This is a genomic window from Trichocoleus sp. FACHB-40, assembly GCF_014695915.1.
GTDB classification, from domain to species: domain Bacteria; phylum Cyanobacteriota; class Cyanobacteriia; order Cyanobacteriales; family FACHB-T130; genus Funiculus; species Funiculus sociatus.
On sequence record NZ_JACJPF010000098.1, the window covers coordinates 207,401 to 225,273 of the forward strand.

The window sequence follows — 17,873 nt, forward strand, 5'->3', positions numbered from 1 at the left end:
TTAACAAACTAGACTCAGAGACATCAGCTCATCCGCCATTTCAAAGTTAGGGGTGACATTTTGGACATCATCCAAGTTTTCCAGGGTGTCGATTAATTTTAAGAGCGATCGCGCAATTTCTGGATCGGCTACTTCCATCGTATTGTTGGGAATCCAGCGCAGTTCCACCCCACCAACTTTAAAGCCTTTTTCCTTCAAGGTGCGTTCAAGGCTCTCCAAATTTTCCACCGAGGTAAATACCTCAGCACCTTCATTATCCTCATCCTCAATCAGCTCATAAGACTCAGCACCGCCTTCTAAGGACGCTTCCAGCAACTCCTCTTCCTCAACCGCACCTACTACCGTGCAAACGCCTTTTTGCTCAAACATCCACGATACGCAACCAGTTTCACCGAGATTGCCACCATTTTTACTAAAAGCTGCTCTCAAGTCAGCTGCGGTACGATTGCGATTATCTGTAAGCGCTTCCACCAAAATCGCCACACCGCCGGAACCATAGCCTTCGTAACGGATTGTTTCTAGTTGAGCGCCACCTTCCCAAGTACCAGCACCCTTTGCGATCGCGCGATCAATATTATCATTCGGAATTCCCGCCGCCTTGGCCTTATCAATCGCCGTCCGCAGTTGAAAATTGCCTGCTGGATCTGGGATACCGCTCCGAGCTGCCACAATAATAGCGCGAGACAGTTGCGTGAAAGTCTTACCCTTCACCGCATCTACTCTCGCCTTCTGACGCTTAATATTTGCCCACTTACTATGTCCTGCCATACACTCAAATCATTAACACGCTTATTCAAAAATAGCTTGTAGCTTGTAGGTTAAGTTGAGGCTTATCTATCCAACATTAATCCTACTCTGCTATATCAAATTTTGGGATGATGTAAGTGTCTAGCGGTTCTATAACAATCCTATTTAAGTAGAGACGTTGCATAGAAAGAAGAGGTGGTGGATTTGCATCTTTTATTGAGAGGAATTTAGATTTTATAGCTGAAAATAATAAGAATTTAGGTTGATTATAGTAAATTTTGATTTATTATAAATAGTTCTTTCAGTAATTATTCTTATAAATCTAAATATGTTGATTTATATAAATGTTAAGATTAATTCTATCTGTTTGTATTAAATAATTTTTTATATTATGTCGCTGGGATTGGATCTATTGGGCCGCATTTTGCTGCGGTGGTTGCTGTTGGGTGTCTGTTTGCTATGTTTGGCGGGATGTCAAGTGCAGCAACAGGTGGGTGTAATTAAGTTGACGTTGTGGCAAGGGGTGAATCCGCCGCCGAATCGGGATGTGTTGCAGTCGTTGGTGGATAAGTTTAATCGGCAGCATCCAGATATTCAGGTGGAATCGCTTTATGTGGGTCAGGCGGATCAGCAGTTGCCGAAGATTCTGGCGGCGGTGGTGGGAAATACGCCTCCGGATATGTTGTGGTTTTCGCCGATGCTGACGGGTCAGCTGGTGGAGTTGGATGCTATTCGTCCTTTGGAAGATTGGTTAAATGCGTCACCGATACGTGATGAAGTTGACCCAGCTTTGTTTGAATCGATGCAGTACGCGGGTCATACTTGGTCGGTGCCGTTTGGGACGAATAATGTGGGAGTTTTTTACCGTCCGAGTCTGTTTCAGGCGGCGGGAATTACTCAGTTGCCGAAAACTTGGGAGGAGTTGCGGCAAGTTGCGCGAACTTTAACTAGCGATCGCGATGGGGATAACCGCATCGACCAACACGGGATGCTTTTGCCTTTGGGGAAAGGGGAATTTGCGGTATTTCTGTGGTTGCCGTTTATGTGGAGTGGCGGCGGCGACTTTACGATTGGGAATGATAGGGCGAGTGTGAATCTTGTTAATGAGGGCGCGATCGCTGCCTTGCAATTCTGGCGGCATCTTATAGATGATAAATCAGCGGTTTTGTCTTTGCCAGAACGCGGTTATGAGTTAGATAATTTTCTTACTGGTAAGGTGGCAATGCAGCTTACTGGCCCTTGGACGCTGGGACAATTGAACGCAACTGGTGTAGATTATGGCGTTTTCCCAATTCCGGCACAGACGCAACAGGCGACGGCGATGGGAGGAGAAAATTTATTTATCCTCAAAACAACTCCGGAACGAGAACGCGCTGCTTGGACGTTTGCCCAGTACGTTATCAGCGAAGAATTTCAAACTCAGTGGGCAATAGGAACGGGTTATTTACCAGTAAATCTCAAATCACGGCAAAGTGCAGAATATCAGGAATTTATTGCAAAGTCGCCAGCGCTGAAGGTGTTTTTGGAACAAGCAAAAGATGCGCGATCGCGTCCTATTTTTCCTGGTTATAACCGAATCTCGGAAAATTTGGGCAGGGCGCTTGAGGGGGTATTATTAGGTAAAAGTTCGCCTCAAGAAGCACTCAATACTTCCCAGCAGCGACTAAATTTGATTTTTTAACGCTTTAAGTACGGCAGAGGTTTGCGCTCTTGTTACGCAAAGGAAAATCCTTTGCGTAACGACGATACAATACTTCGCGGTTAACGTTGTGATACAGCGCATTTTATCCCCCAATCCGATAAATTGAGGGCTTTGAGAAGTTTACCTCTCCGAAAAGTATTGACTACAATCTGGAGGCGGAAATAGCAGCACCGATGAGTCCGACTTGCGGATTTAAAACTATATGTACTGGCACCCGTTCTAGTAAAGGACTGACGCGACCTTTGTGGGTGAAAGCATGAAGAAAACTTCCCTCTTTTATAAGTGGGAGAATTTTAGCAGCGATGCCACCAGCAACGTAAAGACCGCCATAAGGTAATAGCTTGATAGCAAGATTACCTGCTTCGGCACCATAAGCTTCTACAAATAATTGTAGGGTTTGTTCCGAGAGGCGATCGCTTTTTTCTAAGGCAGCTTTGGCAATGACAGCCGCTGGATCTACAGTTTTCTCACTTCTGCCTGCTTCTTGTTCCCAAGTTCTGACCGTTTGTCCAATTTCTGGCATTTCAGTAGCAATTTGTCTGTCTCTCAAGAATTGGTAAATCGCCACAATTCCTTGCCCAGAAACTACCCTTTCTACAGAAATACGCTGGATATTGTGCTTATCAAGCAAGTATTTTAACAGCCCAAATTCTAATTCCGAGCGGGGAGCAAAGTCAGCGTGTCCGCCTTCGGAGGGAAACACTTGATAGAGATTGGCTGCCGTTCGGATCAAAAACCCTTGTCCTAAGCCTGTACCAGCACCAATTACCCCAATGGGAGCCTCTGGCTGATGTTTGCCAGTTTGCAAGGTGTACAAGTCAGACTCAGCTAGACCCAAGACACCATAGCCAACGGCGGCAAAATCGTTGATTAAAATGATTGATTTTATTCCCAGTTGCTGCTCTAGACGTTTGGCATCCAGCGACCAAGTTAAATTGGTGAGTGTAGAGGTATTGTTGACCACAGGGCCTGCGATCGCAAAACAAGCCTTTTGCGGCACCAGCACTCCCCCTTTCATTTCCTGCGTCAACGGCGGGGAAACTGAGGGAATGCTCTCCGTAGCAGCTTTGAGAAACTGCTGCACTATCGGCACCAAATCGGGATAGTTGCGGCTAGGGTAAATCGCTTCGTAGAGGGTGTGTAATGATCCCTCAGCATCAGCCTCATTAACTAAGCGCAGAATGGTTTTGGTGCCGCCGATATCGCCTGCCAAAAGTAAGGTCATAACTCTAGTGAAACCGGATGACTTTTTCGCTTTGACTCAAGTGGGAGGTATCCCCGTTGAGTTCCATCACCCATTTTTCACCATCACGCACCAGCTTAACCAAACAACACAAAGCAGCGTTGACTTGGGTGCTTTCGGGTGTGCCGCCTACTAACCCGATAGTCGCACCCAGGACGGAGGCTCCGTGACCCACCAGCAGAATATCTTCTGAAAATGCTGCTAGTTGTCTTGCTATTTCGCCGGAACGTTCCAGCGATTCTTCACCGGTTTCGGGATACTTGGCAATAACGCGAGAGGTGTAACTCAGGTCAATTCGGGGAAATTGCTCGTGCAATGTTAACAAAGATAATTTTTCTGGCATTGCTGGCATCCAGTGAGGATTCAGCCATTCGCTTAAGCCAGACTCCAGTTTTATAGATAAATCGAGGACGGATGCCACTTCGTTAGCAGTTTGCACTGTTCGCAAAAAAGGGGAGGCAAAAATGTGGGCAATGCTTTCTCCTTTGAGGCGTTGCGCCAGTTGTTTTGCTTGCACCACGCCATCAGAAGAGAGGGGTGGATCGTAGGGACGTTCGGCGGTTAAGAACCAGTCGGGGTTCACGAAGTCGAGACGGTTGGCGTGTCTTGCAATCCAGATAGTTTGAGTCATACGTTTTTTTATATATTCCTACAGGCACTGTTGCTAAGGGCGCATTCTGTTGCGTTCAAATATACTCATTCCCACAGGCTCAAGCCTTGATGCTCGAAAAAGGTAGCCTACTCCCGGCAGCCTTTAGTCGTCAGGCGTTTTGACTCTTTTCATGATAGAACCGATCGCTACCCCATCTTCTCATTGGTATCCGCAAATTCTTAATTTAAGTTTAAGTTTTTTATTTTTGCGAAATTTAGCGCTTCAATAGCCCGTATTGCCTTCTACTCTCAGACCTTACTGCCTTTGTTTCCTCGCCTGACTGCCCAAATTTCCCACGTTATAGCAAGCATCAGCAAAGTTTTTCTCATTTTGTTTTCCAAGATGCAATTATCTAGGCTGTTCGTGGGTATCCTCTTAAAGAGCTATACCGAAAGCAAGTAAAGCTAGGAAACCCCCTCTGGGGATAGACAAAGCAGCTTTAAGGAATGTTACAATAATTAACAAGCGATCGCTCTGATTAAAGACTAAGCACTATGAAAACCGCTCAGACCTCCACAGATACCGTCCGTGCTTACCTACGAGAAATTGGGCGCGTTCCCCTGCTAACGCACGAGCAGGAAATCCTTTTTGGGAAACAAGTACAGCGCTCAACCGTCTTAATAGAACTGAAAAATACACTTTTAACTCAGTTAGGACATGAGCCAACTGAGGCAGAGTGGGCAAATGCAAGTGGGTTGTCAGAGAAAGAATTACAGCAAGCGATCGCACTAGGAGAGATAGCCAAACGCAAGATGGTGGAGGCTAACTTGCGGCTAGTAGTGTCGGTTGCCAAAAAATACATCAAGCGCAACGTTGACCTGTTGGACTTAATCCAAGAAGGCACAATGGGAATGCAGCGCGGGGTCGAGAAATTTGATCCTACCAAAGGTTATAGATTTTCCACCTACGCCTACTGGTGGATTCGGCAGGCAATTACCAGAGCGATCGCAGAAAAAGGACGGACAATTCGCCTCCCGATTCATATCACCGAAAAGCTGAACAAAATCAAAAAAGCCCAACGCCAACTAGCTCAGAATCTAGGAAGAGCCGCCACAGCCGCTGAACTTGCTGCCGAACTAGAACTAACCCCCAAGCAAGTCAGAGAGTACCTGGAAAGGGCGCGTCAGCCGCTTTCCTTGGATCTGCGCGTCGGCGATAACCAGGATACAGAACTGGTAGAGTTATTGGAAGACGATGGCCCTACACCAGAAGACTTCGCCACCCAATCATCTCTCCAAGTTGACTTAGAAAAACTGATGGCAGATTTGACCCCTCAGCAGCGCCAAGTATTGGCACTGCGCTTTGGTTTGGCGGATGGGCAAGCCTTAACGTTAGCAAAAATAGGCGATCTCCTAAATATCAGTCGGGAACGAGTGCGACAGATTGAACGAGAAGCCCTCTCCAAGCTCCGCAAGCGCAAAGCTGATATGCGGGAATATATTGCAAGCTAGTAGAAGGATGGCTAATTGTTTATTACCATTAGCCATTAGCAAATCAGAAACTGGTGATACAATCCGCCGTTTTGAGTTCGGTTCTACTCACTGTACCCAGCTAATGAACTTGCTACATTTGTTTACATAAAGGTAAATAAATCTCGGAGCGAGTTTCCGGGTCAACCAGTACAACCAACAGATGAGCAGCAATCTATCCTGGTGCAAAGAACTGGGAGCAGCTGCCGCTCTTGAAGAACGGAGGAACAAGGTGAACAACCCGTCAAATCGAGTCTCAGAATTCTTTGAAAACGATTCAGAAGGCGGCAACTTGCTTTGGCAATACGTCCAATCCATGAATCCAGAAACGATTACCCAACTTTCCAAACCCTCTTCTCAGGAAGTGTTTCAGGTAATGGAACGCAATATCGTGGGGCTGTTGGGGAATCTACCACCAGAACACTTTGGTGTTACAGTCACTACCAATCGTGAAAATCTGGGGCGTTTGCTGGCTTCGGCAATGATTAGCGGCTATTTTCTGCGTAACGCCGAACAGCGAATGACGTTTGAGAAATCCTTACAAGCTGCCACTGAAGCCAACTCTTTTGAAGCTGAGTAATAAGCGCCAGGCGATGTGCGAGTTTTCTTAAATACCTGTAGAACAAGCGTCTTGGCTGGGTGATGATTGCAGCCAGGACGCTACGGTAAATCAAGGTACAGGCTAAATAAAGGTACAGCGTCCGATATAGCGACTCGGCAGACGAGAAAGTAAGTCTGCCGAGTTCTGCTATTTTGGAGGAAAAGTGATTCTCTTATGAGCCAAACTTCCGCGCTTCTTCCTCATAAGTCAATTGGCGTTGCTGTTATCTGGAACGAGCAAAGACAAATTTTAATAGATCGAAGACGCCCAGGCGGTTTAATGGGCGGACTTTGGGAATTCCCCGGCGGCAAAATCGAGCCTGGAGAAACCGTCGTAGAATGTATAAAAAGAGAAATCAAAGAAGAGTTGGGAATTGAAATAGAAGTAGGCGATCGCTTAATTGTCATCGACTACACCTATAGCCAATTTAGCATCACCCTCAACGTCCATCACTGCCAACACCTTAAAGGCATTCCCCAACCCATCGAATCCGAAGAAGTGCGCTGGGTGACACTCGATCAACTCGATCAGTATCCCTTTCCCGCCGCTAATATCCAGATTATCAACGCCCTGCGGAAAAATTAACAATTCTTCTCTCATCGCTCGTTTCCAGGCTCAGCCTGGGAACGAGGAAAGAACTCTATCGATAAACTGGCAGGGTGAAGTGAAAACTGCTGCCTTTATCAGAAGCCGAATCTACCCAAATTCGCCCATAATGCGCCCGGATAATGCGCTGACACAAACCAAGACCAATCCCATATCCATCTTTTGCTTCATCTCGCTCCAGCCGATAGCGATCCTCAAAGATCCGGTCTTGATTCTCTACAGGGATGCCAGGGCCAGTGTCGTCAACACTCACTTGAATTTTCTGTGTAGTGCGGTGAAGCATTGAAACCTGGATTTTGCCTCCTTCTGGAGTGTACTTAATCGCATTGTCCAGAAGGTTTACAATCACCTGACGCACCCGTTCTTCATCTGCATAAACATAGGGGAGATCGTTGGGAATATCAGTTTTTAAGGATTGAGATTTTGCCTGACACCGATTTTTCAAGGAGTTGAGAACCTCATGGCACAGCGCCCCCAAGTCTAACTTCAGAGGTTTAATATGTAATTCAGCGCTCGTCCCCCTAGAAGCTTGCAGAATATCTGTAATCATCCTGTCCATAGCGCGGAGTTGGGAACGAGCCTGTTTGCTTAACTGCTGCATCTGCGCTGGTGTCAACCTGGGAGTGCCGCCACCATTGCTCCAGTTTTGGGTTATTTCTATAGTTTCCACTGCCAGAGAGGCAGCTGTCAGGGGACTACGCAGGTCGTGAGCCAACATAGCAACCACCCGGTCTTTGAACTTTAGCTGCGCCAGCAGTTCTTCTTTTTCTTTCTTAAGGCGAAAAATTTCGTCAGACAGTTGAATAAGTTCTGCGGAATGGGCAACGGAACTAATTGCTGATTTTGGTGTCTGTGTTGTCGGTGCCTCAGTTGGGAGTGGTAAATTCTGTTGATATTCCTCAACACAAAGTTGCCAGCGAGGCCACCAATTCTTCAACTGAGTTACTAAATCACTACCAGCAAGAGTCTGTCGGGGTTCTGGATGGATCTTAATCAGAGCAGGAGTCGCTATAAGTTTAAAGTGTTCAGCCAAATAAGGCTGTTCCCCCACCTCGATCACCTGAATTTCAAAGGCATACTGTGCCTTGAGCTGAGCTAAATAACTGTGTATTTGTTGAATCTGTTTGCGCGAACTAGGACGCTCATCAACGAACAGCACTAGCTGTAGTGACGCTTCAGAAGAGGTAGGTTTTTCAGGAGCTGCCTGTATGTAATCTGGTTTCAGCACTGGCACCAACCGGGGACGCTTTGACGGTGAGTGAGACTAACTGACAGTTGAACAGAATCCAAGATCCGCTTTCAATTTAATATCTATTTAACATTTATAAACGATTGTAAGTGATGTTGTTAAGATTACAGAAGCAGTCAGTGTTGCGGATGGTGATGGGCGCAGCGATCGCGTTCTTTTTGTTTACCCTGATTCTCACCCTGCACCGACACTACACCTTCTATTCCTCCTACGACCAGGGCATCTTTAATCAAGTCTTCTGGAACAACCTTCACGGTCGTTTCTTTCAAAGTACGCTTTCTTCCCAACTTTCCACCAACGTCGTCCACAATGGCGAAGTACCAGAGGCTTTTTACCACCGGTTAGGGCAACACTTCACCCCCGCCCTTTTGCTCTGGCTACCGCTGTATGCTTTATTCCCTTACCCAGCAACTCTCACCGTTTTACAAGTCACTCTTGTAACTGCCGCTGGTTTGGTTCTATACGTCTTGGCGCGACAGTATTTGGAACCACCGCTGTCAGCGATGATTACCGTCAGCTTTTACTGCGCTAACGCTATCCTCGGCCCTACTTTATCCAACTTCCACGACATTTGCCAGATTCCCTTGTTTATGTTTACTCTGTTGCTGGCAATGGAAAAACGCTGGTGGTGGCTGTTCTGGGTGCTGGCTGTTTTGATTTTGGCGGTGCGGGAAGATAGCGGAGTGAGTTTGTTTGGTGTCGGCTTTTACATGATTCTCAGCAAACGCTATCCGCGCATCGGTCTTGCTGTCTGTACTCTCAGCTTTGGTTACATGATTGTCCTCACCAATCTGATCATGCCGCTATTTTCCGAAGATATTTCCCAGCGGTTTATGATGGAACGATTTGGTCAGTACGCGGATGGCGATGAAGCTTCCACTCTGGAAATTATCTGGGGAATGGTTAGCAATCCGATGCGGCTAATAGTAGAGTTATTTTCACCCTTAGACCGCACGATTAAGTATTTGTTAGGCCAATGGTTGCCTTTAGCTTTTGTACCAGCGATCGCGCCCGCTTCTTGGATGATAGCTGGATTTCCCCTCTTAAAGCTGCTGTTGGGTAAAGGTATGTCCGTCCTCGCCATCAGCATTCGCTACGCCATGACAGTTGTACCTGGACTATTTTACGGGACGATTCTTTGGTGGGGAAGAAAGCAGAACAGAGGGGCAGAGGGGATGTCCAATTCCCAATCCCCAATTCCCAAATCCTTTCGCCGCTTTTGGATAATTTGCCTAAGCCTTTCGCTATTTTTTACCTTTACATCTAACCCGAATCGGACTCTTTATTTCCTGATTCCAGATTCCATTCAGCCTTTAGTTTATGTTCCACTTCCGCGACAGTGGGAACACGTCAGCCAAGTGCGTCCGTTGCTGGCTCAAATTCCGCCAGATGCTAGTGTTACTGCAAGTACCTATCTCATTCCCCATCTTTCCGGTCGCCGCGAAATTATCCGCTTTCCTAACTTGCAGCTACGCAACGATGCGCGTGAGGTTGTGAATGTGGACTACATTATGGCTGACTTGTGGCAGATGCAGCAATATCAAACCGCCTTTCGGGAGGAACGCGAACTCCTGCAAAATGGCATTCCTTTTATTGATCAATTGTCTAGTAGTGGGCAGTATGGGATTATTGGCTTCAAAGATGGGGCGATTTTGATGCAAAAAGGTGCTGCGTCGGTAGAACAAGCGATCGCATCTTGGCAAGCCTTTCGCCAACAGGTTCCGCCCAAATAAGTTTTAAACCAATTGTCCAGATAGACGGGGAAAACTATCTGGACTCTTGAACGGGAAAATCTCCGCCACAAGTCGGGTAAGAAGCGGCATAAGCTGTAGGCGATCGCACTTAGATGTTCCTCCCATCCACCCATGATCCGCATTCGCGCGGAAGCCCTAGAGGGCGATCGCGTGACAATATTAATTTACCGATAACGACCCCTGCATGGCTGAAAATTTACGCGATCGCATATTTGATCTGTTTTTCACCAGAAAAGCGGTAGGTAGAGTTACTTTTCTGCGGTTGTCTATTAGTTATTAGATTGTTTTGGAAAAACACGGCGGTCAATTGAAGTGTATTTCAGAGCTTGGTTTTGGGTCTTTCGTGATTGAGATTACGAGAAACGCAGTACATCAAGGGCTAGGGACTGGTAGCTAAAAAGGCTCTCATGAAAAGAAAAGAATTTTTTACTTTTCCCTTTTTCTTTCTTTAAGGGCTGTGGATTAGGAGAACTTTTGTAATTTCCTGCATTTAACCTATTTATTGGTCGTTACTCAACTTAGAGCGGCGATCGCAGCAACTTTGCTGTCAATCCCTGCTAAATGTTAAAATATTATTAAAATTTTTTACATCTTACACTAATTCAGGTAGAAAACTATAACTTTGAGAAATATGTCAATCTATAGCAATTTGTAAATTTATTAGGAAGACGGGAGTTATGAAGATTTTGGTACTAACTTGGGAGTTTCCGCCGCGCATTGTGGGAGGGATTGCCCGCCATGTAGGAGAGTTATATCCAGAGATTGCCAACCTGGGGCATGAAGTCCACTTGCTGACGGTAGAGTTTGGTCATGCGCCGCTGTATGAGGTGGTGGATGGTGTACACGTACATCGGGTGCCAGTCGGTTGCGGTCACGACTTCTTCCACTGGGTTGTGAATCTAAACCAAAGCATGGGGATTCACGGTGGTAAATTGATGATGGAAGAAGGGCCGTTTGATTTGATCCACGCGCATGATTGGCTGGTAGGAGATGCCGCGATCGCGCTCAAGCACAACTTTAAAGTTCCCCTAGTTGCCACTGTCCACGCCACAGAATTTGGACGTTACAACGGCATCTACAACGACGACCACCGATATATTAGTGGCAAAGAAAAGCTTCTCGCCTATAACGCGTGGCGGATAATTGTCTGTACCAACTATATGCGGCAAGAAGTAGAACGCGCTTTAGAAAGTCCTTGGGACAAAATTGATGTAATTTACAACGGCATCCGACCGGAAAAGAAACGTAAGTGGCATGAATTTGATGCTTGGAACTTCCGTCGTCGCTTTGCTGAAGACAGGGAAAAAATTGTCTATTACGTCGGGCGAATGTCCTACGAGAAGGGCGTTTCTGTGCTGCTGAATGCTGCCCCCAAGGTAATTTGGGAAATGGGGAGTAACGTCAAAATTGTGATTATTGGCGGCGGTAACACCGACCCTCTCAAACAGCAAGCTTGGAATTTAGGCATTTGGGACAAGTGCTATTTCACAGGTTTTATGTCTGATGCTGATTTAGATAAATTTCAAACCGTTGCCGACTGCGCCGTATTTCCCAGCCTTTACGAACCCTTTGGCATTGTTGCCTTAGAAAGCTTTGCGGCCCGCGTTTCAGTTGTAGTATCAGACACGGGTGGTTTACCAGAAGTGGTGCAACACACCAAAACTGGAGTTGTGACTCAGACAAATAATGCTGATTCTCTGGCTTGGGGAATCTTAGAGGTGCTAAAAAACCCAGCTTACGCACAGTGGCTAGTGGATAACGCCTACAAAGATTTAGAACGGCGGTTCAGTTGGACAAAGATAGCGAAACAGACAGAGGAAGTTTATCAGACGGTAGTGCAAGAGCGATCGCAAGTTCACTGGGCGTAATCCGACTTTGGAATTTGCTGAGGTCGGAGTTTCGGAAACTCCAATGATTTTAGATTGAGAAATTCTCGTTCCCAAACTCAGTTTGGGAACGAGAGACGGAATGGTCTGCATCACCATAAGGCTGGCTGAAAGAAAACTATGAACACTCCAATATTTTCCCAGCATCCATACCGTTGCAAACTGGATTGGGGACAGAGGGGCGCTCGTCAGGCGGCAGAGAGAGGAGATATTATCGTCATTGTGGATACCCTCAGCTTCTCGACAGCGGTAGCGTGTGCAGTGCATCATGGCGGCATTGTCTATCCCTGTTCAAAAACTGAAGATGTAGCAGCCTTTGCACAGCGCATTAGTGGTGAAGCATCTGTGAATCGGAGAGACGTACCTGACAAGGGGCGCTTTTCGCTATCGCCTCTGACCTACCTGGGACTAGAGTCAGGAACACGAATCGTGCTAGCTTCCCCCAACGGAGCAACGTGCAGCCGCTTGTCTGGTCAGGTTTCTTACCTTTTCACTGGAGCATTAGTAAACGCAGCAGCCGTAGCTACAGCCGTGTCACAGGTTATGAGTACAACTAATCTATCTGTGACAGTCATTGCCTGCGGAGAACAGTGGTCAATACCTTCCTCAGAAGGGCAACTGCGCGTAGCAATTGAGGACTACGTGGGTGCAGGCGCAATCTTGTCTTATCTAGAATATGAAAAATCACCTGAAGCCCGTGTGTGTGAGGGTTCTTTCAGGTATATTCAAAACCATTTGGAGGAGACGCTTTGGGAGTGTGGAAGTGCGCGGGAACTGCGAGAGTCAGGATTTGAAGCCGACGTACAGCACTCCCTAACATTAAACCTGTACGATTCCGTACCCGTCATGCGAGGCGAGTATTTTGAAAAAGCCTACTTCAAAATCAACTGACACCGATGACTGTGCAAAAGTTGAAACTCCCGCCCTGCTACTTGTTCCAACATAGAAACAAGATGTTCAGGTCTTAAGATAGTTCCATCATTGCAATAACTACCCACATAACGCAAAACAACTCCTTCCTCCTCTCTGTACCCTCCATGCTTCTGCGATTCCTTAACCTCCAACTCAAACAAGCGATCGCGCAGATTCACCTGTTTAATCTTCCCAGACTTCGTAGTTTGCTCTACTAAAATCTCGTCACTAGCCTTAATCGCCTCCACCCAATCTAGCCACTGAGTTTCACCCTCAGTCGCCACCGTAATCAAATACTCCGCCTTCTCTAGCAGCGCAGTTGCAGCAGTCCCCTTGAGATCAACATCTTCCACCCGATAAATCGGAATATCTGAAGGTAACTGTGCCGCTAACCTCTGGCGGAAAGATTCCTCATCCACCCTTTCTTTCAACTCAAAATCGACAATCTCACCACTGCTAGTTGCACCTAGAGTCAGCGCACTAGCAGGAGAAATTCGAGGACTAGGATGAAACCCACCAGTGAAAGAAATCGGTAAAGCCGCCCGTCGTACCGCCCGGTCAAATAGGCGCACCAAATCCAAATGACTCACCAGCGCCATATCGCCCAGCTTCCCAAACCAGACTCGCAAACGCTGCACCCGGTCTTGATTTGGCGTGAAGTGTCCGGCAAATTCAGGAATTGGCAATGGCTTTACCACAATATTGTGACCAAAGTCAATACCGCAAACGCCACAGTGAGAACAACCTTCAAAAGAGCAATCTGGAACCGTCGCCGCTTCTAGCGCCCGTTTGAGATCATCTTTGAGCCAATTTTTATCAATTCCCGTATCTATATGATCCCAAGGGAGAGGCGCATCTATTAATTGGGCATTAGGCATAGACGACTGGGAATTGGGAGTTTCTTCTCCCCAGTTTCCAGTTCCTAGTCCCCAGTCCCCAGTTTCCACTAGGCGATATTTCCAGGTTAGATTAGATTGCGCGATCGCTTCTCCCCAAGCAGCAAAAGCCCGTTCCACATTATCGAACCAGGAATCCATTCCCGCGCCCAATTCCCAGGCGCGACGCAACACCTGGCCTAAACGCCTGTCACCCCGTCCGATAAAATCTTCCATCGCCGAAAGCCGAACATCTGTGAAGTTTACCTTCACCCCCCTCATGCCGCGAAACTCCTCGCGTAGAAGTTTCTGCTTTCGTTTAAACTCAGTTGTTGATACCGAGTGCCACTGAAAAGGCGTGTGCGGCTTGGGCGTAAAATTAGAGATTGTCAGGTTAAAATTCAGCCACCTTCTGCCCTCGGCGCGACACTCTTGCTTTAGCCAGCGTACAGTCTCGGCAATGCCCAGTACATCAACATCCGTCTCCCCAGGCAACCCGATCATAAAGTAGAGCTTAATCTTATCCCAGCCCTGCTCGAACGCTGTTTTCACACCCCGCAGCAGTTCGGCATTAGTCAACCCTTTGTTGATAATATCCCGCATCCGCTGAGTTCCAGCTTCGGGTGCAAAAGTCAGCCCACTTTGTCGCGTACCGCCGATGATATTGGCAATATTTTCATCAAACCTGTCTACCCGCTGACTCGGCAAAGATAGGGAAATATTCTCATCTTTGAGGCGATTTTTGACTTCCATCCCCACAGCTGGCAGAGACAGATAATCGGAACACGAGAGAGATAATAGGGAAAACTCGTTATACCCAGTTTCCCGCATTCCTCGCTCAATTGCTTCGACAACTTGCTCTGGTTCCACATCCCGCGCCGGACGAGTCAGCATTCCTGGTTGACAAAAACGACAACCGCGAGTACATCCGCGCCGTATTTCTATCGTCAAGCGATCGTGTACTGTCTCCACGAAGGGAACTAAGCCGATAGAATAAGCTGGCATAGGCGCAGCAACCCGCCGCATAACCCGCTTTGGCACGTCTGGGCGGTTGGGATGAACTGAGCCACTGATAAAAAGCTCCTTATCTTCCCCCTGTTGCGGGGGGATTGAGGGGGGTGCCATGTCATAAAATTGAGGCACGTAAACGCCGGGGACTTGTGCCAAAGAAAGCAGCAAGTCTTCTCTACTCAATCCGGCTTTTTTGCCGCGTTCTACTACCCAGCCTATTTCTGGCAACAGTTCCTCGCCATCTCCCAGCGCAATAAAGTCGAAAAAGTCTGCGTAGGGTTCGGGATTCGATGTTGCAGTTTGTCCCCCTGCGAAAATTAGAGGGTAAGAGGAGTTAGGGGAGTTGTCCCCAGTCTCTAGTCTCTCGCGCCACGTCAAAGGGATTCCTGCCAAATCCAGCATTTCAAGGATGTTGGTGGCTCCGAGTTCGTAGCTGAGGCTAAAGCCTAAAATATCAAAGTCTGTGAGACTGCGCCGTGACTCAACAGCAAACAGGGGCGTTTGTGTTTCTCGTAGCTTCGCCGCTAAGTCGGGAGCTGGTAAATAAGCGCGATCACACAGTTGCCCTAGCTGAGCATTCAAAATATTGTAGAGAATGATATGCCCAAGGTTAGATGCACCCACCTCATAAATTTCTGGGTAAGTCAGAACCCAGCGCACCGACGCTGCGTCCCAAGGTTTGTGTACCGCTCCTAACTCGTTCCCCAGATAACGAGCAGGTTTCTGTATGTCTGGCGTAAGTAACTTTTCGATTGCGATCGCCACAGCAAAACTCTCCCCTGCTTCCAGTGCCTCAGATTCAACCCTAGCACCAATTCGCAGTCAGCAGTTTAGCTTCTAGTTTGAAGTAGTTACACTCAGCGGGCAAAATTCGATATTTCCTAGTCCCTAGACTTTTTGAGCTGCTTCAAATGCTGACTGATTTTCAAAAATTTCAAATACACCGTCAAGTTGAGCCAGCTCAAAAATCATCCGAATCGAGGGCGAAACCGAGCAGAGTCCAAACTGCCGATTTAATTTATGAGCTAGACGGTGAGCGGATACTAACGCCATGAGTCCAGCACTATCCAAAAGATCCACTCCAGCCATATCAACTAACACTATGGACTGTTCAGAGGAAACCGCCGCTGTCAGTTCACCTTGAAGCTCTACCGCGTTGGAAGCATTTACGTGACCTTGGGGGCAAACAACCGTAATGTTTGGGCGGACCAGTGTACTTTGCATAGGGTATATCCTGCTTGAGCTAATAATCAAAAAATTGTCTGATAGCTTTGACGATATACTCTAAATTCTTGAATTGCCTACTCCTTCCTAGGTATTTTGCCAAATCTTCATTAGTTGACCCCTATTTTTTAAAGTTTTCAATAAGCTTTAACTTTCAGTGTCAAATACTACGGACATAATTTAATTAATCTATTAGTTGCATTTAGGCATATATCTTCTTAACTTATTCCCCCTCCTTAAATCAAACCTATGGTAGATGCACTAGCTTTTAAATTATTCTTTATTTCTGCACTTAGCGAAGCCAAGCTAGGGTTCAAACCCAAGGCTAGACAAGATCGCTTACCTTAGGAAGCCATAATCTTTATGTTAAATCTGAAATAGATAAGATAAATAAAATTGTAAAAAAACTAAAAGTAATCTCAAATTTTAAAAAACAGTGATTTGGATCACTTGGCTATCCAGTATTAGATCACTCTCTCAACTAGATATATAATTGATAATTTTTATATGCGGAGTTCTATAGGTTTTTATGAGAACTAGATTCGTTATTCGTCAACTGGTAGAAAAAGCTCTCCATATTAAGAAATTGACTCCAGATATAGAGAGTGAAATAAACTATGAACTGACCAGGCTAGGCTACATCTCTGATGTAGATTATGAAGCACTGGAATTACTTATGTCAGAGATGGATGCAGGTCGCATTCAACTTGTGGCAAGTTGCTAAAAAGGCAAAATACTCATATTTGGGCGATCGCCTTTTTTGTCCCACTTGGCGGTAAACTGTCTGATGGTTCATTATAACGCCATTTTTTCAGTTGCTATTCCATGCAGTTTGCTAAACACCTAAAGAATATTTTGCCCTATATATTTGCTGAAATTAACAGCAAGCAGGATGAAATAGTCGGCTTAGGGCTGGACATAATCAACATGGCCGTCGGCACTCCTGACCGTCCAACGCCAGCAGGTATTGTCTAGGCGATGCACGAAGTAATTGACAATCCATTGACTCATAATTTTCTACCAGATCAGCGAACAAAAGATTACCGCTCATCTGCTGCATGGATGAAATACTGTTTTGGTGTCAAAGACTTAAATTCAAACACCGAAGTTGTGTATTTCATAAGCTCGAAAAAAGTAATCCACAATACCTGGAAAGAATTTATCTCCCTGTCCTAGAAAAATGCGGCATCATTGTACCCCCTGTAAAGGCTACGATGTTGGGAAGCTTCTTCTGAATTGCCTTGAAACTAGCAAATGAACGGATGCGCGAAGCGATTCAACAAATGAAAGACGCACACATTCGCTAGGAAGCCTGAAACTCACTTTTGTACACTTGCCAAACCTGGCGGACAAAGCAAGTAAGCTGGCGATGACCTTCAGTTGCGTCGGTTATTGGCCCATTTGGAGCATCCATCTGGGTTAACAGAGGAATCACCTCTGTATCAAGCGCTGGTCGAAACAAACTTACAGGCCATACTAAATCTGCACCTTGACGCAAATTGTACAGCACTGGTAATTGGTTGGCATCGTTGTCTGGTAATACAGTAAGCATCAAAGGACGCACCCAGCAAACCTGTCGCGAAGTCACAACTTGAATAACTTCAGCGTACAGGCGAGAATTTTCATATTCTAAACAAACAATCTGGTAAGGCTGAAAGTTAGGAACGGAACTGATTGAGGCTTGCTTCACAGGAAGAAATAGGGCTTTTCTTATTGCTTCTTTATTGTAGAAGTTAGATGCCTCTTAGGGGGTAAGCTCGGAGTAGCTTTGCTGCTACCCTTGGCACGTCCTAGCGGATCAGCGATCGCTACCAAATATAATAATAACAACCTAATGTAGCATTCCTAAATGATTCGTGAAGGCAAGATACCCGACTTCTTTAAGAAGTCGGGTATCTGACGGTCTACAATCTCACAAATCAATATTTATGGAAAAACTATT

16 protein-coding genes are annotated in these 17,873 nt (G+C 46.3%); 9 read left to right on the forward strand and 7 right to left on the reverse strand.

The window, feature by feature from the left end:
• Positions 1 to 768, reverse strand: coding sequence for a YebC/PmpR family DNA-binding transcriptional regulator (locus tag H6F63_RS21920; RefSeq protein ID WP_190639548.1), 768 nt, complete (start codon positions 766 to 768; stop codon positions 1 to 3).
• Between the two features lie 370 nt (positions 769 to 1,138).
• Between H6F63_RS21920 and H6F63_RS21925 the strand changes: the two genes are divergently transcribed.
• A complete protein-coding gene (locus H6F63_RS21925; RefSeq protein WP_190639549.1) occupies positions 1,139 to 2,428 on the forward strand; it encodes an ABC transporter substrate-binding protein in 1,290 nt (429 codons plus the stop codon).
• A 163-nt stretch (positions 2,429 to 2,591) separates the two neighbouring features.
• Here H6F63_RS21925 and H6F63_RS21930 read toward each other — a convergent pair whose 3' ends face one another.
• Together H6F63_RS21930 and H6F63_RS21935 are read right to left on the reverse strand one after the other, a co-directional pair.
• Positions 2,592 to 3,674, reverse strand: a complete 1,083-nt coding sequence (locus H6F63_RS21930) for a glucokinase (RefSeq protein WP_190639550.1) — start codon at positions 3,672 to 3,674, stop codon at positions 2,592 to 2,594.
• Positions 3,675 to 3,678: 4 nt separating this feature from the next.
• Positions 3,679 to 4,323 (reverse strand): histidine phosphatase family protein, encoded by a 645-nt coding sequence (locus tag H6F63_RS21935; RefSeq protein WP_190639551.1) that lies wholly within the window; start codon positions 4,321 to 4,323, stop codon positions 3,679 to 3,681.
• Positions 4,324 to 4,838: 515 nt separating this feature from the next.
• On the opposite strand from H6F63_RS21935, the gene H6F63_RS21940 reads away from it, so the two are divergent.
• The 3 genes from H6F63_RS21940 (at position 4,839) to mutT (ending at position 6,999) form a co-directional block, all read left to right on the forward strand.
• Entirely contained in the window at positions 4,839 to 5,795 is a 957-nt protein-coding gene (locus H6F63_RS21940; RefSeq protein WP_190423900.1) for an RNA polymerase sigma factor, RpoD/SigA family, read from the forward strand.
• 250 nt (positions 5,796 to 6,045) lie between these two features.
• The gene (locus tag H6F63_RS21945) at positions 6,046 to 6,393 is read left to right on the forward strand and encodes a DUF760 domain-containing protein (RefSeq protein WP_190423928.1); all 348 of its coding nucleotides are present in this window, start codon (positions 6,046 to 6,048) and stop codon (positions 6,391 to 6,393) included.
• 195 nt (positions 6,394 to 6,588) lie between these two features.
• The gene (gene mutT, locus H6F63_RS21950) at positions 6,589 to 6,999 is read left to right on the forward strand and encodes an 8-oxo-dGTP diphosphatase MutT (RefSeq protein ID WP_190639552.1); all 411 of its coding nucleotides are present in this window, start codon (positions 6,589 to 6,591) and stop codon (positions 6,997 to 6,999) included.
• A 55-nt stretch (positions 7,000 to 7,054) separates the two neighbouring features.
• Here mutT and H6F63_RS21955 read toward each other — a convergent pair whose 3' ends face one another.
• Positions 7,055 to 8,230: a histidine kinase gene (locus tag H6F63_RS21955; protein WP_190639636.1), complete on the reverse strand. Its 1,176-nt coding sequence runs from the start codon at positions 8,228 to 8,230 to the stop codon at positions 7,055 to 7,057.
• Positions 8,231 to 8,361: 131 nt separating this feature from the next.
• Here H6F63_RS21955 and H6F63_RS21960 point away from each other — a divergent pair, with 131 nt between their 5' ends.
• The 3 genes from H6F63_RS21960 (at position 8,362) to H6F63_RS21970 (ending at position 12,800) form a co-directional block, all read left to right on the forward strand.
• Positions 8,362 to 10,002, forward strand: coding sequence for a DUF2079 domain-containing protein (locus H6F63_RS21960; RefSeq protein WP_190639553.1), 1,641 nt, complete (start codon positions 8,362 to 8,364; stop codon positions 10,000 to 10,002).
• A gap of 698 nt (positions 10,003 to 10,700) precedes the next feature.
• The gene (locus H6F63_RS21965; RefSeq protein WP_190639554.1) at positions 10,701 to 11,891 is read left to right on the forward strand and encodes a glycosyltransferase family 4 protein; all 1,191 of its coding nucleotides are present in this window, start codon (positions 10,701 to 10,703) and stop codon (positions 11,889 to 11,891) included.
• 138 nt (positions 11,892 to 12,029) lie between these two features.
• On the forward strand, positions 12,030 to 12,800 hold the full coding sequence (locus tag H6F63_RS21970; RefSeq protein ID WP_190639555.1) for a 2-phosphosulfolactate phosphatase: 771 nt from the start codon (positions 12,030 to 12,032) through the stop codon (positions 12,798 to 12,800).
• Here H6F63_RS21970 and H6F63_RS21975 read toward each other — a convergent pair.
• The gene (locus H6F63_RS21975; RefSeq protein ID WP_190639556.1) at positions 12,782 to 15,472 is read right to left on the reverse strand and encodes a TIGR03960 family B12-binding radical SAM protein; all 2,691 of its coding nucleotides are present in this window, start codon (positions 15,470 to 15,472) and stop codon (positions 12,782 to 12,784) included. The two genes, H6F63_RS21970 and H6F63_RS21975, sit on opposite strands and share 19 nt — an antisense overlap.
• Positions 15,473 to 15,595: 123 nt before the next feature.
• On the reverse strand, positions 15,596 to 15,931 hold the full coding sequence (locus H6F63_RS21980) for an STAS domain-containing protein (RefSeq protein WP_190423911.1): 336 nt from the start codon (positions 15,929 to 15,931) through the stop codon (positions 15,596 to 15,598).
• A gap of 529 nt (positions 15,932 to 16,460) precedes the next feature.
• Here H6F63_RS21980 and H6F63_RS21985 point away from each other — a divergent pair.
• Positions 16,461 to 16,655 carry a hypothetical protein gene (locus H6F63_RS21985; RefSeq protein ID WP_190423913.1) on the forward strand — a complete coding sequence of 65 codons (195 nt, stop codon included), beginning with the start codon at positions 16,461 to 16,463 and terminating at the stop codon, positions 16,653 to 16,655.
• Between the two features lie 101 nt (positions 16,656 to 16,756).
• Positions 16,757 to 16,906 carry a hypothetical protein gene (locus tag H6F63_RS21990; protein ID WP_190639557.1) on the forward strand — a complete coding sequence of 50 codons (150 nt, stop codon included), beginning with the start codon at positions 16,757 to 16,759 and terminating at the stop codon, positions 16,904 to 16,906.
• Positions 16,907 to 17,234: 328 nt separating this feature from the next.
• On the opposite strand, the gene H6F63_RS21995 is transcribed toward H6F63_RS21990, so the two are convergent.
• On the reverse strand, positions 17,235 to 17,621 hold the full coding sequence (locus H6F63_RS21995; RefSeq protein ID WP_190639558.1) for a hypothetical protein: 387 nt from the start codon (positions 17,619 to 17,621) through the stop codon (positions 17,235 to 17,237).
• Between the last annotated feature and the right edge of the window lie 252 nt (positions 17,622 to 17,873).